Below are 23,300 nucleotides of genomic sequence, written 5' to 3' on the forward strand. Positions count from 1 at the left end.
TAAAGGAGGTAAAAATATGGAAAAATATTTTAAAAAATACACCAATCAAAAAATACTAGGATTAAATATTATTTTTATTATTTTGTCAATATTAGGTTTCTTTATCGGACGAGTTAGTATATTTCATATGTTAAACCCTATTGCTATTGCTTATTTAGGTTGTCTTTTATTAAACGGCAAAATATTTAACTTAGCTTTAGTATTTACATTTTTAGGATTTTTTAGCAAAACTAATAATTTTTACATAACAAAATATATTATATGTCTAATAATTTTATTTTTTATAAATATATGTTTTTATAAAAATAAATATAAAGAAAATATTGTTTTTAAAGCGATTTTATGTAGCTTTTCTATTTTTATATCAGGTATAATTATATGTATTTTAAATGGATTTTCTATGTATTATCTAGTTTTAGCTATACTAGAAACTGCTCTTACTTTTTGTATGTGTTTTATATTAAATAAAAGTATAGAATATATAAAAAAAGAAAATAAAAATGTAATGTCTAACGAAGATATAATAAGCCTTGGTATATTTATAGGCTCTATTATATGTGGCTCTTCAGATGTTTTTTTAGGCACAATATCTTTTACATATTTTTTTATTATAACATTACTTTTATTTGTTTCCTATATATATGGTAGTGCCGTTGGCTCTATTGTTTCTATACTATCTAGCTTTTTATTATTTATAACAAACTCTTTAAATGCTGATATAATAATTATTTTAACTATTTCTTCTATACTATCAAGTATTGTAAGAGAAAAAGGTAAGTTTTTTTTAGCCCTAACTTTTAATTTATGTGTATATGTTTTAAGCCTTATGATAAATGTATCTTTAATAGATAATGTTTTGCTCTTTTCTATGTTAGGTAGTGATATATTATTTTTAACTATAAATTGTAATATAAAAGCAAATATTAGTTTTAATAATAGTCTAAAATTAGAGTCTGCTACTACATATACAGAAAAACTACAAATTTTAACAAGTGATAAACTTAATAAATATGCAAATTCTTTTGAAAAACTTTCAAAAACTTTTTACAATTTATCAGAAAAAAAGACTAACCTAGACCAACAAGATATATCAAATCTTATAGATGAAGTAGCTAGCAAAATGTGTAATAACTGTCAAATGAAAGTTTTTTGTTGGGAAAAAAATTTTTATAGTACATATCAAAATATATTTTCTATATTAAACATTTATGAAAAAACAGGACAAATAGAAAAAAACTCTATATCTCCAGAATTTATAAATAATTGTATAAATATTAATCAATTTATAGATGTTTTGAATAAAACTTTTGAAATATATAAATTAAATTTAGCGTGGAAAAATAAAGTTATAGAAAGTCGTGAACTAGTTGGAAAACAATTAACTGGTATATCTAGTATAATATATGATTTATCAAAAAATTTATGTGAAGATGTTTCATTTAAAGAAAATTATGAGGCAAAAATTAAATATGCTTTAGAAAATAATAATATACCTACAAAAAATGTTATTATTACAGAAAATAACAAAGGTAAGCTAGAGGTATTATTAAAAGTAAACCCTTGTTATGTTCCTAATAAATGTACAAAAACTATTGTCCCGATAGTTAATGAAGTGTTAGGTAGAAAAATGTGTAAACCTTGCTATGAATGTATAGTTACAAAAGAAAATAATGAAAGTGTATGCTCTTTATCTCTTGTAGAAGAACAAAAATTCAGGGTCAGTAGCTACGCAATTACTACACAAAAAGACGGGTCTAGTGAATCTGGAGATAGCCACTCTTTTTTATCTTTACCAAATGGTACATATCTTTTAGCCTTATCTGATGGTATGGGTTCTGGAAAAAAAGCTAAAATAGAAAGTACTGCCACAATAGAGCTTTTGGAAGATTTTTTACAAGCTGGCTTTTCTAAAGATTTAGCAATAAATATGATAAACTCTGTTTTATTTTTAAAATCTTCAAAAGATACTTTTGCTACCTTAGATATGTGTACTATTGATTTATATACTGGATTTTGTGAAATATTAAAAATAGGAGCTGTTTCTACCCTTATTTTACACAATAATAAAGTAGATATAATAAAATCTACCTCTTTACCTGTTGGTGTTTTAAATAATGTAGAACCAGAAATAAGAAAGAAAAAGCTATCTGATGGTGATATAATAGTTATGTTTACAGATGGGGTTATAGATTCTACTAATGCTATAATTAACAAAGAACATTGGATAATTGATATTTTATTAAAAAATACTTCTACAAACCCAGAAGACATAGCTAATGCTATTTTTGAAAAAACTAAAGAAAATTATAAAGATAATATTAAAGATGATATAACTATACTTGTAGCTAGAATATGGAGTTAAATTTATTTATATAAGTATATCTTTCTAATTTTTGTTAATAATTAAATTATCTAAATATAGGAGGTTTTTTATGAACGAAAAAAAGAAAGTTATACTTATAAGTGGGAATAAATCTAATTGGTATGACCAAGTTATATTTATAGTAAAAGAAAATAAACAAGAAAATATACCAAAAAATCTTGTCTTAGAGGCCGAAAAAATAATAAATGAATATATATCAAAAAAATATAATAAAACTAACACCCAAATTTATGATAAAATTAATACTATACCTGATAAAAAAACTATAACAAAAAATATTTCTAAAAATAAGCCTAATAACAAAAGTATAAAATTTTATAATAATATATTAAATGTTTCTATATTTTTTACTATAGCTTTTATATGCTATCTTATATATCAAATTTATATATAATTATTTATCTTTTATAAAAATTGTATTATAATTATAATACATTATTATAAAGAGGTGATAATTTGTTAGAAAAAATAGCTTTAAACACTATATATACCCACAATCTTATATGTAATAATGACCATATAATAGTTGGGGTATCTGGTGGAGCAGATTCTATATGTATGTTACATTTTTTATATAGTATAAAGGAAAAATTTAATTTAAAAATAACAGCAGTTCACATAAACCATTGTATGCGTGGAGAAGAATCGGACCAAGATAATAAGTTTGTAGTGGATTTTTGTAATAACCTTAATATACCTATTAAAGTTTTTCATTTTGATATATATGCTAAATCTAAAGAAGAAAATTTATCTATAGAGGAAGCCGGCAGAAAGTATAGATATTATGCTTTTAATAAAGTGTTAGAAGACGAAAATGCAACTAAAATTGCAATAGCTCATAATAAAGATGATAACGCAGAAACAATGCTTATGCGTTTTTTTAGAGGGACTGGAACAAAAGGGCTTAGTGGCATAGCTTATAAAAGAGATAACATAATAAGACCTATTTTAGATTGTTTAAGAAAAGATATAGAACTATATTGTAACAAAAACAACTTATCTTATAGAAATGATTCTACTAATAGTATGGATATTTATACTCGTAACAAAATAAGGTTAAACCTTATACCTTTTTTAAAAGAAAATTTTAATCCAAATATTATAGATACTCTATCTAATATGTCTAAAAATTTTTATGATGAAAATAACTTTTTAGATGGCCTTACAAAAAAAGCTTTAGATGATTGTTTAATAGAAAAAAATAATAATAAAATTTCTTTAAAAATAGATAAATTAATAACTTTTGATTTAGTTTTACAAAAAAGAATTTTAAGATTATGCCTTTCAAACTTTAATAAGGAATTATATAATTTATCTTATGAACATATAAATATGATTGTTAGCCTTTTAAAAAAGCAAACAGGTAAAAAAATAAACCTTCCTAATAATTTATACGTATATAAACAGTATAATGATTTAATAATTAGTAAAAATATTATACCATCAAAAAAAGATATTTCTTATAAATATAAAATAGAGCTAGAAAAACAAATATACATTAAAGAATTGAATAAAAATGTACTATTATCTAAAAATATTTTAAATATTTCAACAAAAGTATATACTATTTCTTTAAATTATGATAAAATTAAAGACATCTTATTTATACGACAAAGAAATAATGGTGATAAAATCTATATAAATAATATGACAAAAAAGATAAAAAATATTTTTATAGATTCCAAAATACCTAGTAATGAAAGAGATTTATACCCTATCTTAATATGTGAAGATAAGGTTATTGGTATTTTAGGTCTTTGTTTGTGTAATGAATATAGCTCTAATAAACTTAATAATACTGTTTATTTACATATTTGGGAGGAAAATTAAATGAGTGAAAAAATTGAAATATTAATCACAGAAGAACAGTTAAATGAAAGAATATCTGAAATAGCAAAAGAAATAAATAAAGATTATGGTGATAAAGACATTACACTTGTATGTGTTTTAAAAGGTGGTGTAATGTTTATGACAGATATTGCAAAAAAATTAAATCAAAAAGTAGAATTTGAGTTTATAGATGTATCTAGCTATGGTAAAGGCACTGTGTCTAGTGGTAAACTAACTATAAATAAAGACTTAGAAACTTCTATTGAAGGTAAACATGTTATTTTGTTAGAAGATATTGTTGATACTGGAAGAACTTTAAGTTATCTTATAGATTATTTAAAATCAAAAAATCCTGCTAGTTTAAAACTTTGTACATTATTAGATAAGCCTAGCAGACGTATTATAGATGTTGATGCCAATTATATTGGATTTACTATACCAGATGCTTTTATAGTGGGCTATGGCTTAGACTATGCCCAAAAATATAGAAATTTACCTTATATAGGTATACTTCATTTAGATGAAGAATAATATTTTTAAAATTAATTTTTAAATATTTTATAACAGAGGAGGTTTTTCATTGAATAAAAATACTATGTTTAAAACATTTTTAATGTATATATTAATATTAACATTTATATTTTTATCTCTTATGATGTATAAAAATATAAATTTACACCAAAGTGAAAAATTTTATGATTATACATATAGTAATTTAGTAAACGATATAAAAAATGATGATGTTTCTAATATAAAATCTATAAGTATAAAAACAAATGAAGAACTTTTTGACAAAGGATCTGCTATTGTATATTTTAATGATGGATATAGCAAAAATATTCCTATTCCTAGTATGTCTGCATTTATGCAAACTGTACATTCTTCTGAAAAAGGTGCACAGCTTATAAAAACATACCAACCTAGCAAGCCTAGCTTATTTTCAGTAACATATCTACCTATAATTATAGTTTCTATAGTTATTATATTTGTTTTATTTATGATAATACAACAAACTAAAGGCAGTGGTGGTGGAAGTAAAGCTTTATCTTTTGGTAAAAATAAGGCTAAACTTTTGACAGAAGGCCAAAAAACTGCTTCTTTTAAAGATGTTGCAGGTCTTAGAGAAGAAAAAAACGATTTAGAAGAAATTGTAGACTTTTTAAAAGACCCTAAAAAATATAGAGATATAGGTGCTAGAATACCTAAGGGTATATTATTAGTTGGACCTCCTGGTACTGGTAAAACTTTACTTGCAAGAGCTATTGCTGGTGAGGCTGGTGTTCAATTTTTTAGTATATCTGGTTCAGACTTTGTAGAAATGTTTGTAGGTGTTGGTGCTTCTAGGGTACGTGATATGTTTGAAGAAGCAAAGAAAAATAAACCTTGTCTTATATTTATAGATGAAATAGATGCCGTTGGTAGAAGACGTGGTTCTGGACTTGGAGGGGGCCACGATGAACGTGAGCAAACTCTTAACCAATTACTTGTAGAAATGGACGGTTTTTCTGCTAATGAAAATATTATTATTATTGCGGCAACAAATCGTGTTGACATTTTAGACCCTGCTCTTTTAAGACCAGGTAGATTTGATAGACAAATATATGTTGGCGCTCCAGATGTTAAAGGTAGAGAAGAAATTTTAGAAGTACATTCTAAAACAAAAAAATTAGATGAAAATGTTAATCTAAAAGAAGTTGCTAAAACAACTTCTGGCTTTACTGGTGCTCAGTTGGAAAACCTTTTAAACGAAGCGGCTATTATAGCTGCTAGAAAAGGTAACCAAGCTATATCTATGAAAGAAATAAGAAAAGCTTTTATAAAAGTTGGTGTTGGTACAGAAAAGAAAAGCCGTATAATAAGCCAAGAAGAACGTTCTATCACAGCTTATCACGAAGCAGGCCACGCCATAATTACAGAAATGCTTCCTCTTATGGACGCCGTTCATATTATATCTATAATACCTACTGGTGGTGCTGGTGGTTATACAATGCATCTTCCTGTTGATAAAGGTTATTTTTCTAAAAATTATCTTAAACAAGAAATAATGGTATTATTTGGTGGTAGAATAGCTGAAGAAATTATATTTAACGACATAACAACGGGTGCTTCTAATGACATAGAACGTGCCTCTAAAATAGCCAGAGGTATGGTTGTAAAATATGGTATGAGCTCTTTAGGTCCTATAGAATTTATAGAAAAAGAAATAAGCCCTAACCTAGCTTATTCTATTGATGAAGAAATTAAAACTTTAATATCTTCTTGCTATGATGAAGCTAAAAAAATATTATTAGATAATTTAGATTATTTACATTCTACGGCTAATTTACTTTTAGAAAAAGAAAAAATAACAGGTGATGAATTTAGGGCATTGTTCCCTGAAAACTATTTTCCTGAAAAAAAATTACCTACTTATCCGCAAAATGAAGAAGTTGAAGACAAAAACTCTGATATAAATGAAACTAACTTATAATAATGTTAATAACTTTTCTGAAAATTATAAAACTTATTAACAATTTATAAAATTATATGTTAATATATTAATAAAAAAAGAAGTAATCTATAATAGATTACTTCTTTTTTTATTAATATCCACAATCTGCAAGTATAATATCTACCATATAAAGCATTTCTTCTATTGTCATTACATTTTTAGGATTTACTGTTTTTGCATCTCCATAAAAACCTATTTCCCCTGCTTTTATAAGGTTAGTTTGATATGCTTTATTAGCATTTTTTATATCTTTGTAAGGTGTAGTATTAATATTATTTACAGCTTCATATTTTGATTTTGTCTTCATTTCATAAAGCTTTACTAAAGTGTTAATACCCGCTTCTCTACCAACAACAGCCCCTTGTAATAACATACCTGAATTTTTTAAAGATTGATAATCTTTTCCAGATAAATCTTCATTTATAGCTATTTCCTTTTTACCGTTAGCCACACCTGCAACTATGTTGTTAAATTGTACAACAGATATAGGATTTTTAGTGTTTACATTATTTAAATCTGTAAATACTATTTTGCTATTAACATTTGTAAGTATATTTACATTGTTATTTCCACCTACATTAGTTTGATTAACTCCTGTTGCAATAGTTGTATATTTACCAAGTCTATTAGTTTTTACATTGTGCATACCTGTTTCACTACTATAAGTAGACGGTATTCTTTCCCAAAGGTTATTATTATTAATATTTCTATATACACCTACACTTTTATCTAATGTTAAACTTCTATTTTTAAGTTTTAAAAAGATATCCATATCGGAGCCAGTATAAGTTAATGGTGTATAAATTCCGTTATTATTAATTCCTATTTTGATATACTCTGGTGTTGTTCCATAAGTTTGATTATGTTTTAGTGTAGGTAATCCATCTGGATTTTGTAAAATATCTATCACAACGTTTGTATTCATACCCATTTTACTTATATTTTTAGTTTCTTGAGTATTTAAAAATCCTGGATTTAATGTAAATCTTGTTCCACCTGTTGTTATGCTAAGAGATATTTTTCTTTGTTCAAAAGCAGATATTATAGAATATGGTATTTCCACTTTTCTATTTTTTATAGTATAACCATTATGACTTGTAAGGTCTATGTTATAATTATAAACTTGATTATTAATAAGCTTTGTTATAAATCTTTGGTCTACTAAATTATCATCATTACCATTTACATCTTTTTTATTAGTTCTAAATCTATATGTTAATGTTTTTGTAAGATAATCATATAATATTTCAAAATCTTCTGTCGGTAATGGATATAAGTCATCTATTATATTACCGTCATAATCTCCTGTTCCATCTGTTGCAAATTTTGTTTTATATCTAAGAACAGTTGTCCATTCAGATTCTTCTGTTAAAACTTTATTCCCTTTAGGTTGTACTGTTGGTATCTCTATTTCAATTACATCTTTAAAATCTTCGTTAGGAGATACTTGAATTATATAGCTATATAATTTTTCAATAGTACCATCTGTACCCTTAGATACATATACTTTTGTTTTTGCTCTTGTATAATAATATCTATTAGGTATTAAATTATTAAATTTTGCCATATAAGTTTTTTTAAGATTTGGGTCTAATAAAGCCTCTACTGAATCTTTTGTATCTGCTTTAGCATCTTGTACTAAATCTTCTGGGTCTCTAAGCCACTCTAAAACTAAATATTTATCACTTATAGGCTTATAGTCTGTATTTTTATTAGTATTATATGTAGCAATACTTTTTTCTGATGCTAAACCAAATCCGCTTGGTGGTTGTGGTTTTGAAAGCTTATTTGTTCTAACATAAATAGGTGTAGACCAATCTGAAGCTTTTTTAGTATCTTCTACAATAGCTCTAATCCAAATATAATAGCCTGTATCTGGAAAAAGTGGTTTTATATTATATTTTAAAAACTCTCTACCATCATCTTTATTATAAGCAAGTGCATTCTTTTTTATATTCTCACTATCTATAATCATTTTAGCTGATGATGGGTCATCTATTATATTTTCATCTATTGCTAATTCATATACTACAGTATTTGCTACTTTTTCCCATTCTACTTCTATAGATGTATCTGTTTTTCCAACTTCATATAACCTTGGTATAGTTGGTGTTATTTCTATATTTGTATCTTTAGGTAATGTTGTAACTAAAAGATATGTAGGATATGCATCTTTTTTACCACCTGTAAGTATTCTATAAGGTCTTAATAAAATAGCATACATTGTATTTTCTTTTAAATCACCAATTGAATATTCGGCATAATTTTCTTCTGTAATAGTTGGAGAAATTTTTTGCCATTTATCATCTTCAGATTGTAATAATTGTTCTAAATATTTTTCATAACTACCACTTTGGTTTATTTCATCAAAAGGTGTTACTATCATCTCATATTGTATATCTTTAGATGATATATCCATATTTCTAATTATTAAATCACTTGTATTAGTATATCCTGCTTTAGAAAATTCAAGTCTTGCTTCTTCTTCTGTTTTTTTGTTATAAAACTGTATTATCTTGTCTGTATCTTTTACATCTTTTCCAAAAACAAGCTTACCATCTCTAAGTGCTACATTAGTATTCCATGTTCCAGTTGTTTTATCATAAACTTCAAACCAATTTGTATTCCATTCAACAGTAATATTATTTTGTGTTATCAAATCATTACCATTTTCATCTTTTTTTACTCTAAATGGTGGCTTTGATAATGCTTTTGGTCTTGATATATCTCCAGCTGGTGGCACATATATTTGACTATTAGCCGGCACTGCCAATAAACCTAATCCATTACTTGTAGGCTTTGTAGCTACTATTCTTATATAATATGTTTTGTTTTCTTCTAAAGTTTTTTTTACAAAAGCCCCTGTTGCATCAACAGTAACATATTCTGTTATTTGTTTATAAAATACTTTATTTTTAACATCTTTTATGTTTGTTGTTTCAATCTCTGTAGCTTTTGCCTTATCCAATATTTTAGGTAATCCTAATTTGTCAAGATTTTTTAAAGAATCTGTTATCCAAACATCATACACTACATTTGTATCAAATAAAAGTCCATCATCGCCTACATTTGCTTCTTCATCTTTATTGTAAGCTGGCCTCATAAATGTATCCCAATATAAATCTATAACACTTTTGTTGCTTACTATATTATTTTTAGGATATATATTAGGTTTATTTGGTGTAACATTTACAATAGAAGGGTCATACATAGCTATTAAAGATTCTACTATTGTTGCATCACTAAGATTGCTATTTTTCCCGCCTACATAAAATTTTATTTTAAAATATGTAGTTCTAGTTGGTTTTGTTATTCTAGCAGTATTTATATTTTGTACATCTGTTGGTCCGTGTATTGTCCCTATTATATTTTCTATTTTATCTGAAGATGTACCAGATAAAATTTCTATTTTTTTAATATCGCCTATTGTAATTAAGCCACTTATATCTCCCCATTGTAACTTAAGATAATCTTTACCATCTTCTAGTATATTTAAAGGTATAGAAACATAAGCATCATTTGTTCTATATTCTACTCTTTGTCTTGTATTAAAAGTTATTTTTTTATATTTATCATTAATTAAAATTTGAGTAGAGTCGTTAGTTCTTATTTCAGCATTGTTATATAAAGGTTCTACTTTTACAGCATATATATTAGAAGGCTTTATATTATCATTTGTTATTTTATAAGTAAATCTATTAACGTTTCTAGTAGTATCTTTACTTTGTACTAAATCTTTATTATTTATGTCAACATTTATAGATGAATTAAATTCTTTTACTTGTGAACCGCCTGCTTCATAATATATCCTATATCCTGAGAAGATATTTTTTCCATCATAAGTAGGATTATCAAAAGTAACCTCTAATGTGTTACCATAACCTGTTGCATCTACTTTTATATCTGTCATAAAAAGAGCTGTTTCTTCTGGTGTTGTTGTGTCATAAGGAGCCTCTGATGTAGTTCCATTTTGATTTTGATGTGTATGATATGGTAAAATTTTATATTCATATATACTACCAGAATTTAATTTACTTCTTTTAATATCATGTCCTTGTGCATCTTTATTAGTTATTGTTTCTATATTGCTAAAAGTTCCACCTTTTGCCTCTCGCTCCATTACCTTAAATCCTATAGGGTCATGAGTTAAATCACCTGAGTCTGTCCAAGGGCTTGGATTTTTCCATTCTATCCTAAAATCATATTGTGGGTCTTTAACATTATTTATAGCTTTTATTGATTCTAATTTTACATGTTTTTGAGGTGTTGCCATTATGCTTAAAGGCATAGCACCAATAAGCATAATAACACACATTAAAAAACTAACATATCTTTTTGTTAGATTAGCTCTCATAGAGTAAACCTCCTAAATACCTAACATAGTAGACATATTAACAAGGCTTTGTAAAAATTCTTGAACACTAATAGTTCCTTTTGCATTCATATTAGGGTTATTATATATGCCTGTTTCAAATGCCACTTGTATAGATTTTTTATAATTTGTATTAATATTTTTAATGTCTTGTGTTAGTTTATAATTTCTTATTTTTACAGTTTCTAATTTAGTTCCGCTTTTCATCTCATATACTTTCATTATGAGATAAACTGCCTCTTCAGATGTAATGTTATTATCTAAATTTCTGTTAGATAATGTAATATTTTTTGTTTTGAAAAATTCTACTGGGTCTTGTGTTTTGCTTGCACCTGCTACTCTAGCTAATGAACCTATTGTAGTACGTCTTGTTATAGGTGCTCTTAAATTAATATTTCCATTTTTACCTAAATAGTCATCTAAGCCATATTTTATAACTATTTCTGTAATTTTATTACCATTAGGTAAATTACCTACACCATTAATTACAAGTTTTTTGCCTGCAAATATATATTCGCCTGTTTCTTTTACATATATAGCTTTTTTACCTAAATAATCTCTAGCTAATATGCTTATCCAGTTTCCTTGAGATTTTTTATAACCACTAACAGAAATACCTGTGTTAACTTTACAAGCAAATATAATATCGCCTGCTAAATACTGAATATGTTCTGTTTTTCTTGATAAATTGTTTAAACTCTTTGTTAGCTCATTGCCAAATTTTGATTTAAAGCTATCAACTATTTTAGCTATTTCTTGTACCATTATTTTATTATCTGTTTTGTCTTTTATAAGTTTACTTATTCTGTCTTTAACTTCTTTTGAAAATTCTTTTGTTTTTAAAAGCTCTTCTATATAGTTAAGCATTGTTTGGTCCCAATTTACAATTTTATTTTTAGTGCCAACAACACTTATAGTTATATTTGCTGAAGGGCTAATACTATCAGAACCATCTATAATATATTTATTATTTTTAAAATCTACTGTTAATTTTATAAAATAATCAGATATATTTGAATTTTTAGATTTTATGCTTTCTGCCATTTTTTTAATAACATCATTATCATAAGGATTTATAGTTTTAGGACTAAATATTACCTCTGCATCATTATATGAAACTCTAAACCCTTTATTTTCATCAAAAGCTTTTATAACAGCACTTGCTGGTAAATAATATTCTTTATAATTTCCACCTTTACCTAATGCAAGGTCTATAATACTGTTATTTGTTGTTGAAATAACTTTGTCAAAATATTGTGGTCTGTAATATACTAGTGTACTTGAGCTTGTGTCTTTACCAAACCAGTATGGTTCATTTTTTAATTCTTCTATTTTATCTTTAAAGTTTGTTTCCCAATTATTAACATCTTGGTCATAATCGTTATCTGCATTATCAGAATCTGTTCTATGTTCTACTTCATTAGAATATATAGACGGAGCATTTAAAGGTTTATTTAACATTCTAACCCTTATTGTATACATTTTACCAGATTTTAAACCTGTTATTTTATATGTTACTTTCATAGTTTTACCGTCATCATTATCTTTAAAAGTAAGTTTATCTTTAGGCATTGTTGTATCTTTGCTCCAATCGCCTAAGTCTTCTTTTATAGAATATTGTAAATCATATTCAGTGCCAATAAGTTTTGTATCCATTTTAGGTATATCAAAGCTTATAACAACTTCACTTTTTTTGTTATATTCTGCTTTTGGCTCTACTCTAAGATTTTTAGGCCCTGTAGTATTTTTTGTTGTAAAAGTGAGTGGTACCCAAATAGAATAAGCTTTTTCTTCGTCTCCAACCATTCTAACTGTTCTTATATAATAAAAGTATACTTGGTTTGGTACTAAAGTTTTATCTAATATATTTCCCTCAGACCCTTGCCAATTAACATATTCATATCTATCTTTGGAAGCTTCTGTTTTAGAAAATGATTTACTATTAGTATCAAACTCATATAATTTATTTTGATTAGTTTTTAAACCTTCTTTATTTTTTACATTAGATAAATTTTCCCACGTTTTTTCATAGCTATATTTCGATTTTAAAAATGAATCTGGTAACTGAGTACCTTTTACTTTAATAAACTGATATTCTAATGTAGATTTTTGTTCTTCATCTTCTTTAAGATTATCTTTAACTCTGTCCCAAATTAAATTTACAGAATTTAAAGTTATATTTTGTGCCTCAAATTTAGTAGGTGTTGGTGGCACTTTATCATCCTCAGAAGGTGTGTCTCCATCTTTTCTTGTAGTAACTGTAACTAATTTTGAAAATTTAGAATAATCTAATTTTTCTTTTAAAAGTTCTTCTCCGTTAGCTCCATTAGCTCCAGCTTTTTTCTCATAAGGAATAACATTTGTTCTACCTATAATATAATATGTTTCATTTTCATCTAAACCACTAAAATTTAATTTTTGTCTAGACATATCCTTATTTTGACTTATGCCAGATATTTGTACTATGCCTTTTTGTCTTAAAGTATCTAATACTAATCCTTTTTCACCTGAGATTGTTTTAAAATCAATAGTTATACCTTCAGCAGACATAGATGTACTATTAATATATTTATTTATTTTATTTTTTATATTTTCTGGTATTTCTTCATCTTTAGAATATTTTACAAGCTCATCAAATAGTTGTTTACTTTGTGTAATGTAAAAATCATATTTTATAGAATCTTCTTTAAGGTATCTACCTATTGTTTTTAACATAATTTCATTATAGTTATATAATAAATCTTGTTCTGTTTCATATTTTAATGTGTCATATTCTATAGTAAAAGATTTCTCATTTACACTTTTTTCATCTACTTTTATATTTTGTGGAGCAGGTACTTCTATATCTTCAATACCATTTAAAGTAAGTGTTACTGGTAAAGATAAACCAGTTTCATATTTATTTTCTGCTCCTATAGCAGGTTTTATAGTATACTCTGCCTTAGTAGCTAAAAAATACGTATTAGAATATTCTAATATTTTTTGGTCATTGGCACCTTTTTCTGATACTGGTATTTTAAATGTTACATTTGCTTCTACTATTTTTTTACTTTTACCATTAATAACTTCTGTTCTTTCACTAGTAAAAGTCTTATTATCTTCATTTATTATTTCTATGTTATGATTATCTTTACCATTTTTAATTGTATATTTTATTTTATTTGAACCATTTCCTTCAAATTCTAGATTTACTTTTAAAAGTTCATCATCAACTTTATCTGGTTGTGCTCCTTTATAAAAAGTATAGTCTATATTAAATTTAGAACCATCTGTTGGTTTATGTTGTTCCATTAAAATTTTTAAAACTTCTTCATAGTCTATATCCCATTTTAAAGTTAAAAATAGATTTTCTGGGTCGCTATCTTTTTTAACGATATTAGCTTTTACTACTTTTAAATTTTTAGGTGTAGCTAAAACTATATCTTCTTTATATGGTTTAAATTTTAATATTTGTGATGTAATTTTTTGTTTATTAGTAGTAGGAGCTAAACTAAAAGGTGTAAAGCTAAAATCTATTTTAAAAAACTTTTCTTGTGGTGCAGAAGCATCTAAAGATACAGGTATTAAAATTTTATCTTTACCTTTATTTTTTTCTGCATAATCATACCAAGAACTAAGCGTATCTTGTTGTGAACCTTGAGAAACTCTATAGTATCCATCATATACTTTAAATGGTTCAAGCTCTAAATAATATTCTGACGCACCTAATGCTACTATTCTATAAGCAGGATATGTATAAATTGTACCTACTGGTAAAGGTACTTCAATAGTTTCAAATTTATTTTCATCTTTTACACTATCTGCTCTTGTAGTAGATATAGATATATCACTATATAGAGTGCTAGCCTCTAAGCCTTCTAAAGTAATTGTACCTGTATGAGTTTTATCATCATATTTATATGTAGCTGTAATTTTGCCATTAACATTTTGATTGTTATTTGTTATAGTAATATTATTATCACTATAAATATTTGCTATTTTTAATTGTAGCTTTTTAGTTGGGTCCGCGTGGCCTATGTTAAATATCATTTCTGTAGCTTTAGTATTATCTTCAAACTCATATTTTCCTTTATTGCCATTAGGTGGTTGATTATTTGGTTTCCATTCTTTTAATGTATTAAATGTAATATCTACCCCTACAATTTTTCCACCTGGATATTCTGTTATAGGTCTAGCTCCTGTTTGGTCTATTAATTCTTTACCTTTGTCATTTTTATCATCTTTATTTGCAAAAGGCTTTACTTCAAAGCCTTCTTCTGTATCTATACCTAAAGATATTTTTTTCTCTTCAGTTTCTTTATTGTTACCATTAGTAGTATATTCTAATTTAAAGGGATATATATTTCCTCTTTTAACACCATTTGTAACAAAATACATTTTGCCATCTTTCCATAAAAACTTTATAGTGTTACCTTCATATTGAAAAGTTGCTCCTCCTGTTTTTCCTATTTCAAAAGAAACTTTACTTGCTTTTCCTGTCTTATATACTGAATCTAATTTAAATATATTACTCTCTGGAAAGCTTTTGTTATCTGCTAATAAATAAGACCCTTCCTTATAAATATATAATTTTTTATTTCCTTCATTTACTGTATTTTCACCATTAACTTTATATGTAATTTGAGACTTATCATTTTTCCTTGTTACTTTAAATTCTATCTCTTTATCATCTGCAATAGGATAAGTTAATGTATAAGTTCCACTTGTATTATTTGTATTTCCTATTTTATCTATATCCCAAGATAAAAATACTTCATCTGAATTGGAATCTCTATTTACTACGTCTAGTTTTTCATTTAATGTACTAGTTTTGTTCCATTCAAAATTTACTGCACTTTTAGCTCTAGCATTAACGTTAGCATTATTTGCAAAAATATTTAATGTTATATTAGCTAACATAGCATTTACTATAATAACAAATAGTAAAATTTTTGCCGTTATCCTTTTCATTGTTTAACCTCCTAAGTCTTTATAAAAATTATTTTATACATTATGTATATTATATCGTAAAAATTGAAAAAAAAAAATAGTTTTTGTCAATTTTATTTTTTAAATTTTTTACCATATAATATTTTTATTTTATACACTATTTTATAAGTTGCCTAAAAAAAGTATATATGTTATAATAAAGTTCAATTATAACTTTTGAGGTGAAAAAATGTATATTTTTAAACAAGCAAAAAATTCAATATTAGATTTTGATAAATATCCAGAGCTTTTAAAAACTAGACTTTCTAAAGTTATTTTTTATGCTCTATTTTTTATAATATTTTCTAATGCTATATATTCATCTTCTCCTTTCATATCATATTATTTAAAAACTAGAGGATTTGATAACTTTATAGAAAAATATATACCAAATTTTAAAGTAGAAAATAATAAAATAATTTTTGATAAATATAGTAAAGTTTCTACTCCATTAGACATAACTTTCATTTTTGACACAAAAGAAAATAATAAAATAACAGATGAAGATAAAAAAGATAGTAAAAATATGATATTAAAAATAACACCTACAAATATCATATCTTCAACATTAAATGTAAATCTTCCTGTAGCTCCACTGTTAGAAACTTTAAATATTACTAAAAAATCTGATTTAGTAAATATAAAACCTTTAATAAAATTTGCTAACATATTTGCCTTTATTTTGGTTTTTACAATATTTATTATTTTAGATATAATTTCATTATTATTTTTTATGTTTTTAGTAAAATTTATAGCTAATTTTTATAAAATAAACCTTACAATGTCTAATATATTTAAACTTACTGTATATGTTAATACTGTGCCTTACTTATTAAAAATATGCTTATTTATATTATCAATGCCTCTTCCATTTTTTATTTATGTAGGTATTATAATTGCTTATTTACATTTTATTTTCAAATCTATCTTATTAGATGAAAAAGAAAAACAACTAAGTGTTAATTAATTTTTTTATAAGATACAATTTTAACTTTTTAAAAGAGGTGTAGACTTTATCTACACCTTATATAATTTAACTTTATTTAAATTAGGCTTTTATTTTTTAATAATTTTTAGATAAAACTTGAAAATATGCTTGTGGATGAGAGCATACTGGACAAACATTTGGTGAATTTTTATCTTTGTGTATATGACCACAGTTGCCACATTGCCATACAACCTCTTGGTCTTTTTTAAATACTTTTCCCTCTTCTATGTTTTTTAATAATGCTAAATATCTTTCTTCATGTTCTTTTTCTATTTTACCAACTTCTTCAAAAAGTTTAGCAATATTATCAAATCCTTCTTCTTTTGCCTCTTTAGCCATTTGGCTATACATATCTGTCCATTCATAGTTTTCTCCATTAGCAGCATCTTTAAGGTTGTCTATAGTATTGGGTATCCCATTATAAAGTAGTTTAAACCATATTTTAGCGTGTTCTTTTTCATTATTAGCTGTTTCTAAAAATATATTAGCTATTTGTTCATATCCCTCTTTTTTAGCTTTTTCTGCATAATATGTGTATTTATTTCTGGCTTTAGATTCTCCTATAAATGCTACTAATAAATTTTGTTCTGTTTTAGTACCTTTTAAATTCATATTATAATCCTCCATATAATTTAAAATTATGTATATATTATTAACAGTTATTATTTTATTAATCATAAAATATACTAAATATAACATAAATAATTAAAACTAGTAAATAAAATAACCTTGACAAGATTTTCTATTATGATATAATTATTTATATTTTAAATACTGTGAAAGCGAAAGTATATATTATGGTTCTTTTAGAGAGAAAATGCCGTGGCTGAAAGCATTTTTAAGATAAAATAATATAGAAGTTCACGCTGGAGTATATCTTTTGAACAGTTTTTCTCATTAAAAAGATACGTTTAAGGCACGTTACGTCTAAAAGTGTGTAAATTTATTTTACAAATTTGGGTGGTACCGCGGAAGTTGCTTTCGTCCCTTTTGGGCGAGGGCTTTTTTAATTGTTAAAATTTTGAAAGGAGCATAAAAATGAGAGAAAAGTTATTACAAATTAAAGATTTAGCAATAGAAAAACTTAACAAAACAAATGATTTAAAAGATTTAGAACAAATAAGAGTAGAGATTCTTGGTAAAAAAGGTGAGCTTACAAGCATATTAAAAGGTATGGGAGCTTTATCTGCTGAAGAAAGACCAATAATAGGTCAAATTGCTAATGAAGTAAGGGCACATATTGAAGAAAAAATAGATACTATGAAAAAAACTTTATTAGCTAAAGAACAAGAGCTTAAACTTAAACAAGAAAAAATAGACGTTACTATGCCTGCTAAAACTAAAAAATTAGGTAATAAACATCCTATGACACAAGTTATAGATGATATTAAAAATATATTTATAGGTATGGGCTATGAAATAGCAGAAGGTCCTGAAGTAGAAACGGCTTATTATAACTTTGAAGCTTTAAATATACCTAAAAATCACCCTGCTAGAGATGAACAAGACACATTCTATGTAAATGGGCTTGGAGATTTTGTTCTTAGAACACAAACTTCTCCTGTTCAAATTCGTGTTATGGAAAATAAAAATATGCCTATAAAAATAATAGCTCCAGGTAGAGTTTATCGTTCAGACGAAGTAGATGCTACACATTCTCCAGTTTTTCATCAATTAGAAGGTCTTGTTATAGATAAAAATATAACAATGGGAGATTTAAAAGGAGCATTAACTGTATTTGCTAAAGAACTTTTAGGTAGTAACACAAAAGTAAGATTTAGACCGCATCATTTCCCATTTACAGAGCCTAGTGCAGAAATGGACGCCTCTTGTTTTGCTTGTGGCGGTAATGGTTGTAGAGTGTGTAAAAATAGTGGTTGGATAGAGCTTTTAGGCTGTGGTATGGTTCACCCTAAAGTATTAGAAATGGCAGGTATTGACCCTAAAGAATATAGTGGATTTGCTTTTGGTATGGGGCTTGAAAGAGTAACTATGCAAAAATATGCTATTAGCGACTTAAGATTACTTTTTGAAAATGATATTAATTTTTTACAACAATTTTAATTTAGGAGGTATAAAAAATGAATTTACCAATGTCGTGGCTTAAAGATTATGTTGATATAGATTGTAATATAAAAACATTTTGTGATGAAATGACTTTATCTGGTTCTAAAGTAGAAGGTGTAGAAAATAAAGGTAAAGATATAACAAAAGTTGTTGTTGCAAAAGTTTTGAAGATAGAAAAACATCCAGATGCAGATAAGCTAGTAGTTGTAAAAGTAGATATAGGGCAAAATGAACCTATACAAATAGTAACAGGTGCTACTAACCTTTTTGTTGGTGCATATGTACCTGCTGCTTTAGATGGTGCTACTCTTGCAAATGGTTTAAAAATAAAAAGAAGTAAATTAAGAGGCGTAGAGTCTAACGGTATGTTTTGTTCTGTTGAAGAATTAGGCTATACAAGAAGTGACTATCCAGAAGCACCAGAAAATGGTATTTATATTTTTAATAAAGAATATCCTCTTGGAAGTTGTGTTAAAGAAATATTACAAATAGAAGAAGATGTTGTAGAATTTGAAATTACATCTAACCGTCCTGATTGTTTTAGCATAACAGGTCTTGCAAGAGAAGCCGCTGCCACTTTTAAAAAACCTTTTAATATGCCTAAAATAACTGTTGTAGAAGAAGAAAAAACTATGGAAAATATGATAGATATAGATATTAAAAACTATGATATTTGCCCTCGATATACTTGCCGTATTATAGAAAATGTAAAAATAGAACCTTCTCCTCAATGGCTTAGACATAGACTAACTTCTGCCGGCATACGCCCAATAAATAATATAGTTGATATAACTAATTATGTTATGCTTGAACTTGGTCAACCTATGCACGCCTATAACTATGATAAAATAGAAGGAAAAAAACTTATAGTTAGAAATGCTACTAAAGGAGAAAAACTTGTTACCTTAGACGGTATAGAAAGAGAATTTGATGAAACAATGCTTGTTATACAAGATGAAAACAAAATAATAGACCTTGCTGGTATAATGGGCGGAGAAAATTCTATGATTACAGATGATACTAAAACTATTCTTTTAGAATCTGCTAATTTTAACGGAACACATATAAGACTTACGGCAAAAAAACTAGGACTTAGAACAGATGCTTCTAGTAAATATGAAAAATGTTTAGACCCAAATTTATCTGTTTTAGCTTTAGACAGAGCTTGCCAACTAATAAATATGTTACAATGTGGTAAAGTGTTAAAAGGTCATTTAGATTTTTATCCTAAAAAACGTGAAAGCCTAACTGTTTCTTATGATAGCCAAAGGATAAATAAACTTTTAGGTACAAACCTTTCTGAAAAAGAAATGATAGATATATTATCTTTAATAGAAGTTGAAGCCGACGGTAAAACTGCTAAAATACCTACTTTTAGACCAGACTTAGAAACAGAAGCAGATATTGCAGAAGAAGTAGCAAGATTTTATGGCTATAACAACATAGATATAACTTTATCTACAGGTACACCAACAGTTGGCAAAAAGACTTATAAACAAACAATAATAGAAAAAATAACAAATACAATGATTTCTTGTGGACTTAGCCAAGCATTAACTTATTCATTTGAAAGCCCTAAAGTTTTTGATAAACTAAATATAGAAGAAAATAGCCACCTTAGAAATACTGTTACAATATCAAATCCATTAGGCGAAGATTTTAGCATAATGAGAACTTCTACTTTAAACGCTATGCTTACATCTATTTCTACAAATTATAATAGAAGAAATAAAGAAGCTTATTTATTTGAAATAGGTAAAATATACTTACCAAAAGAGCTACCTCTTAAAGATTTACCAGAAGAAAAAGAAGTTTTAACTATTGCTATGTATGGTAATATAGATTTTTATGATGCTAAAGGTGTATTTGAAAACCTATTTGATGAATTAGGCATTATAGAAAAAGTAGAATATAGCCCACTAGAGACTTTACCTTATATGCATTCTGGTAGAACTGCTAGTATAACAGATAATAAAAATGAAGAAGTAGGATATGTAGGTGAAATTCATCCACAAGTAGCATCTAACTATGATATAGAAACTAAAGTATATTTTGGAGTAGTTTATATTGATAAACTTATAGAACTTGCAGACTTTAACATATCATATAAACCTTTACCAAAGTTTCCAAATATACAAAGAGATATTGCTATGGTAGTTAAAGATGAAATAAATGTAAAAGAAATAGAAAAAATAATAAAATCTAAAGGTGGTAAACTTTTAGAAAAAGTTAAACTTTTTGATGTATATAAAGGCGAACAAATAGAAAAAGGCTACAAATCTGTTGCTTATAGTATTTTATTTAGGTCTAATGAAAAAACTTTAACAGATGAAGAAGTTAATCCACCTATGAAAAAAATATTAAAAGAATTAGAAGAAAAATTACAAGCACAACTTAGAGAAAAATAAATAAGTAAAAACAAAGCCTCAAAATATATGAGGCTTTGAAGTTGTAGACAAAGTCTACAACCTTTCAAAAAAATAATCTTTTTATTTTTTTGAGCTACTGTATGAAAAAAGCTAAGTTTTCTCGTGCAAGGGGCTAAAGCCTCCTAAAAACCTAGCTTTACCCCGTATACGATTATAGATGAGAACTCTTTGTTCTCATACTCTCCGCTTTAAAGTTTGTTTTATTTCTATTTTGTCTACAGTCTAAAAGCCTCAAAATATATGAGGCTTTATTTTTTATTTGTATTAAATAAAATTTATATATTAAATTATATTTTTAAAGTATTCTTCTGTTTTTATATTCTCCTGTTTCGTTAAATTCTACCCATTCACAAATATTTTCTGCGTGGTCTCCTATTCTTTCAAAATATTTTGCTATCATAAGAAAATCTACACACATATCTGATAAATCGTTAGATTTTTTAAGCATTTCAATAACTTCTGCTTTAGCTTTTTTAAACAGAGAATCTAACTGGTCATCTATTTCTATAATTTGTTTTGTAAGCTCTGTATCTCCTTCAACAAAAGCTTGTATTGACCCTTTTACCATTTTTTTAGCAAGCATAGCCATCTCTGGTATATGTTCTACTATTTCAAAAACGTGGTCTGCGTCCATTTTTAAAATTATACTAGCTATGTCTGAGGCGTGGTCTCCTATTCTCTCCATATCTGTAACCATCTTTAAGGCAGTAGATACTATTCTTAAATCTTTTGCAACAGGTTGTTGACGTAATATTAAATTAAGACAATGGCTTTCTATTGCCTTTTCCATATCATCTATTTCTCTATCTTTTTTTATAATCTCTTTAGCTAAGCTATGGTCTTGTTTTTTAAATGCCGTTATAACATTTTCTATTGCTTCTTCTACTAAAGCTCCCATTTTTATAAGTTCCACATTTAAATTTTCTATTTCATGTTGAAATCCAAGTCTAGCAGACATATTACCCCTCCTAAAATTAAAATACTATAACAATTTATTTTATCCAAATCTTCCTGTAATATAATCTTCTGTTCTTTTATCTCTCGGTCTTGAGAAAATATCATCTGTTGTTCCCATTTCTACCATTTCCCCCACTAAGAAAAACGAAGTATAATCTGATACCCTTGCCGCTTGTTGCATATTATGAGTAACTGTAACAACGGTATATTCTTTTTTTAGCTCTAACATAAGTTCTTCTATTTTTATTGTAGATATAGGGTCTAAAGCAGACGTAGGCTCGTCCATTAAAAGCACTTCTGGTTTAACAGCTAATGCTCTAGCTATACAAATTCTTTGTTGTTGTCCACCAGATAGACCTAAAGCTGGTTTTTTTAACCTATCTTTAACTTCATCAAAAATAGCCGCACCTTGTAGACTTTTTTCCACTATTTCATCTAAAATAGCTTTTGATTTTATACCGTGTATTCTAGGTCCATATGCAATATTATCATATATACTCATAGGAAATGGGTTTGGTTGTTGAAATACCATGCCAACCTTTTTTCTAAGCAATGTAGTATCTACTTTTGGAGAATATATATCTTCTCCATCTAATAATACTTTGCCTTCTATTTTTACATTTTCAACAAGGTCATTCATTCTATTAAGAGTTTTTAAGAATGTAGATTTACCACAACCAGAAGGCCCTATAAAAGCTGTTATTTTACCTTTTTCTATATTCATATTTATATTTTTAAGTGCGTGGTGAGCACCATAATATAAATTTAAGTTTTCAACAGAAATTTTTATATTATTTTCCATTTTTATTCCTCTT

General features: G+C 26.4%; 13 protein-coding genes and 1 other annotated feature. Of the genes, 8 read left to right on the forward strand and 5 right to left on the reverse strand.

Features of this window, described 5'->3' with window-relative positions:
• The first annotated feature begins 16 nt into the window (after positions 1–16).
• The 5 genes from spoIIE (at position 17) to ftsH (ending at position 6,683) form a co-directional block, all read left to right on the forward strand.
• Positions 17–2,362: a stage II sporulation protein E gene (spoIIE, locus tag NBW53_RS08240; RefSeq protein ID WP_250277797.1), complete on the forward strand. Its 2,346-nt coding sequence runs from the start codon at positions 17–19 to the stop codon at positions 2,360–2,362.
• Between the two features lie 70 nt (positions 2,363–2,432).
• Positions 2,433–2,777 (forward strand): hypothetical protein, encoded by a 345-nt coding sequence (locus NBW53_RS08245; RefSeq protein WP_250277798.1) that lies wholly within the window; start codon positions 2,433–2,435, stop codon positions 2,775–2,777.
• Positions 2,778–2,839: 62 nt separating this feature from the next.
• Positions 2,840–4,213 carry a tRNA lysidine(34) synthetase TilS gene (gene tilS, locus NBW53_RS08250; RefSeq protein WP_250277799.1) on the forward strand — a complete coding sequence of 458 codons (1,374 nt, stop codon included), beginning with the start codon at positions 2,840–2,842 and terminating at the stop codon, positions 4,211–4,213.
• Entirely contained in the window at positions 4,214–4,744 is a 531-nt protein-coding gene (gene hpt / locus NBW53_RS08255; protein ID WP_250277800.1) for a hypoxanthine phosphoribosyltransferase, read from the forward strand.
• A gap of 64 nt (positions 4,745–4,808) precedes the next feature.
• A complete protein-coding gene (ftsH, locus tag NBW53_RS08260; protein ID WP_250279027.1) occupies positions 4,809–6,683 on the forward strand; it encodes an ATP-dependent zinc metalloprotease FtsH in 1,875 nt (624 codons plus the stop codon).
• Positions 6,684–6,795: 112 nt separating this feature from the next.
• Here the strand turns inward: ftsH and NBW53_RS08265 are convergent, their stop codons facing one another.
• Together NBW53_RS08265 and NBW53_RS08270 are read right to left on the reverse strand one after the other, a co-directional pair.
• The gene (locus NBW53_RS08265; RefSeq protein ID WP_250277801.1) at positions 6,796–11,058 is read right to left on the reverse strand and encodes a hypothetical protein; all 4,263 of its coding nucleotides are present in this window, start codon (positions 11,056–11,058) and stop codon (positions 6,796–6,798) included.
• Between the two features lie 12 nt (positions 11,059–11,070).
• Positions 11,071–16,026, reverse strand: a complete 4,956-nt coding sequence (locus NBW53_RS08270) for a fibronectin type III domain-containing protein (RefSeq protein ID WP_250277802.1) — start codon at positions 16,024–16,026, stop codon at positions 11,071–11,073.
• Positions 16,027–16,234: 208 nt separating this feature from the next.
• Between NBW53_RS08270 and NBW53_RS08275 the strand changes: the two genes are divergently transcribed.
• Complete coding sequence (locus tag NBW53_RS08275) at positions 16,235–17,011, forward strand: DUF1189 family protein (RefSeq protein ID WP_250277803.1); 777 nt, start codon at positions 16,235–16,237, stop codon at positions 17,009–17,011.
• A gap of 96 nt (positions 17,012–17,107) precedes the next feature.
• Here the strand turns inward: NBW53_RS08275 and rbr are convergent, their stop codons facing one another.
• Entirely contained in the window at positions 17,108–17,644 is a 537-nt protein-coding gene (gene rbr, locus NBW53_RS08280) for a rubrerythrin (RefSeq protein ID WP_250277804.1), read from the reverse strand.
• A gap of 155 nt (positions 17,645–17,799) precedes the next feature.
• Positions 17,800–18,024 (forward strand) — a binding site (T-box leader).
• Positions 18,025–18,070: 46 nt separating this feature from the next.
• Between rbr and pheS the strand changes: the two genes are divergently transcribed.
• Both pheS and pheT read left to right on the forward strand, forming a co-directional pair.
• A complete protein-coding gene (pheS, locus tag NBW53_RS08285; RefSeq protein WP_250277805.1) occupies positions 18,071–19,096 on the forward strand; it encodes a phenylalanine--tRNA ligase subunit alpha in 1,026 nt (341 codons plus the stop codon).
• Positions 19,097–19,113: 17 nt separating this feature from the next.
• A complete protein-coding gene (gene pheT, locus NBW53_RS08290) occupies positions 19,114–21,507 on the forward strand; it encodes a phenylalanine--tRNA ligase subunit beta (protein WP_250277806.1) in 2,394 nt (797 codons plus the stop codon).
• A gap of 316 nt (positions 21,508–21,823) precedes the next feature.
• Here the strand turns inward: pheT and phoU are convergent, their stop codons facing one another.
• Both phoU and pstB read right to left on the reverse strand, forming a co-directional pair.
• Positions 21,824–22,486, reverse strand: a complete 663-nt coding sequence (gene phoU / locus NBW53_RS08295; protein ID WP_250277807.1) for a phosphate signaling complex protein PhoU — start codon at positions 22,484–22,486, stop codon at positions 21,824–21,826.
• Positions 22,487–22,525: 39 nt separating this feature from the next.
• A complete protein-coding gene (pstB, locus tag NBW53_RS08300) occupies positions 22,526–23,287 on the reverse strand; it encodes a phosphate ABC transporter ATP-binding protein PstB (RefSeq protein ID WP_250277808.1) in 762 nt (253 codons plus the stop codon).
• Positions 23,288–23,300 lie beyond the last annotated feature (13 nt).

The organism is [Clostridium] colinum (genome assembly GCF_940677205.1).
Classification (GTDB): Bacteria; Bacillota; Clostridia; order Lachnospirales; family CAG-274; genus Tyzzerella; species Tyzzerella colina.